The following is a 2,142-nucleotide window of genomic DNA, read 5'->3' as shown; positions in this document are numbered from 1 at the left end:
GGCGGGAGGGGGAGCCGTCACCGTCGCCCAGTCCCACCCTGGGGTCGTCCCCGCGACCGCGATCGCTCCGGACATCCGCCGCCGCGTCCCGCCCCAGCTCGTGCGGCTCGCGACCGCCCACCTCGGCAACCCGCTGCCGCTCGCGCCGCTCCCTGCCCTGCAAGCTCTGACGGCGGATGCCGCACAGGGCGACTTCTTCGCACCCTGCGGGCTCCTGCAGATGGCGGGTGCGCCGCGACCGCGGCATCCGTTCCCCCGCGCCCGAAAGAGAGAGGATGCCGAGCGCCTCTGGCGGGTGGCCGAGGAGCTGCTGCAGAAATCCGCCCGCGACGGGGTGCCCCTGCACTAGCGTCGAGCCCGTGACCACCCGGCTCACGCTCGACCAGGCCCGCCGCATCGCTGTGCGCGCGCAGCTTCTCGACGCGCAGCGACCGGGTGACGTGGTCGAGGTCGCCGAGCAGATCGGCGAGATCAAGATCGACCCGACCGCCACGATCGCCCCCTGCGAGCACACCGTGCTGTGGTCGCGCATCGGCTGGTCGTACGAGGCGGGACAGCTGCGCAAGGCCGTCGAGGGCGACCGCCTGCTGTTCGAGCTCGGGGGAGCGTTCCGACCCATGAGCATGCTGCCGCTGCTGCTTCCCGAGATGAGCCGGTGGCCGCGGCGCGAGAGCTCCCGCCAGTGGCTGGCCGCGAACGACCGGTTCCGATCCGATGTCATCGCGCGCCTGCGCGCCGAGGGCCCGCTGCTCACCGCACGGATTCCCGACACCGCGCAGGTGGTACGGGCGCCGGACGGTTGGTCCGGAGCCAACCCGGTGCCGCACATGCTCGAATTCCTCACGTGGCAGGGCATCGTCGCCGTCGCGGGCCGCGAGGGGCGCCAGCGCGTGTGGGACCTCGCCGAGCGCGTCTACCCGAGCGACCTTCCGGTGTACGACGAAGACGAGGCCACGCACCTGCGCCACGAGCGGAAGCTGCAGGCGGCCGGCATCGCGAAGCAGAGCTCCCCGTGGACGCCCGTTGGCGACGCGGGGGAGCCGGTGATGATCGAGGGCAGTACGCGCAAGTATCGGGTGGACCCGGCCGCGCTCGCCGCCGTGGACGAAGACGACGGCGGACGCGTCGCCTTTCTCAATCCCTACGACGTGATGCTGTTCGACCGGCCGCGGCTGAGCGAGATCTTCGGCTTCGACTACGTGCTGGAGCAGTTCAAGCCCAAACCACAGCGTGGGTACGGGTACTTCGCGCACCCCATCCTGATGGGCGACCGCTTCGTCGGCATGCTCGACGCTGCTCTCGACAAGACGCGCGACGTGCTGCGCGTGAACGCCGTGCACGAGCTGGCGCCGTTCGAGCCCGAGGAGCACGAGATGGTGCGCGCCGAGCTCGCCGAGCTCGCCGAGCTGGCCGAGTGGCTGGGTGTCGCCGTCGAGTACGACCAGGAGTGAGGTGCGGCGTTTCGCCTCGCTGCGCTCGCTCAACGACCGGTGAGGATCAACGACCGGGGCGCCACGGGTCGTAATCGACCTCGAGTGGCCCCTGCGCGGGACGCTCGCCCTCGGGCACGTGCTGCAGGTTCACCCGGATCCGGTACCAGAGCGAACTCGACCCCCGCATGCCGTCGACGAGCACGTCGGCGGGGGAGAGCTTCTCGACGACCGTGGGATGCCGCGCCTTCCAGGCATCCAGCCCCGCGAGCGCCTCGTCCTTCGTCGCCGCCCGCGCGATCTCGATGAGCGGCATCGTCGAAACGCGCCGCCCGGCCCCGTCGGCGCCCCGCGGCGCGCGCTCCGCCGGACCCAGCCGCTCGGCCAGCGCCAGCAGCCCCTCGAGCGACCCCGCCGCGTCGTCGATCCCCGCGTGCGGGTCGCCGATCTCGGCGAACCGGGCCCGCACGGTCGGCACGGTGAACTCCTCGGGCCGGCGCACCCGCAGCTCGTCCCACGCCAGCGGCGTCGAGACCCGGGCATCGGGCAACGCCCGCACCGAGTACGCCGACGCGACGGTGCGGTCCTTGGCGTTCTGGTTGAAGTCGACGAAGACGCTCTCGCCGCGCTCCTCCTTCCACCACTGGGCGCTCGCGAGCCCCGGCGCCCGGTCGGCGACCTCGCGCGCCAGGGCCTGCGCAGCCAGCCTCAC

At 72.5% G+C, this 2,142-nt stretch carries 2 protein-coding genes and 1 pseudogene; 2 read left to right on the top strand and 1 reads right to left on the bottom strand.

Going from position 1 to position 2,142, the window contains the following annotated elements:
• Positions 1 to 349: pseudogene (locus tag NQ160_RS22815) on the top strand (hypothetical protein); the annotation flags it as partial.
• Between the two features lie 10 nt (positions 350 to 359).
• Positions 360 to 1,451, top strand: a complete 1,092-nt coding sequence (locus NQ160_RS22810; protein WP_257517308.1) for a DNA glycosylase AlkZ-like family protein — start codon at positions 360 to 362, stop codon at positions 1,449 to 1,451.
• A gap of 46 nt (positions 1,452 to 1,497) precedes the next feature.
• On the opposite strand, the gene ligD is transcribed toward NQ160_RS22810, so the two are convergent.
• On the bottom strand, positions 1,498 to 2,142 hold a 645-nt coding region (gene ligD, locus NQ160_RS22805; RefSeq protein WP_441338274.1), incomplete at its 5' end, for a non-homologous end-joining DNA ligase LigD.

It is taken from the genome of Microbacterium sp. zg.Y909, assembly GCF_024626565.1.
The sequence above is the reverse complement of the archived record's forward strand: the minus strand, read 5'-3'. Positions and strand labels throughout refer to the sequence as shown.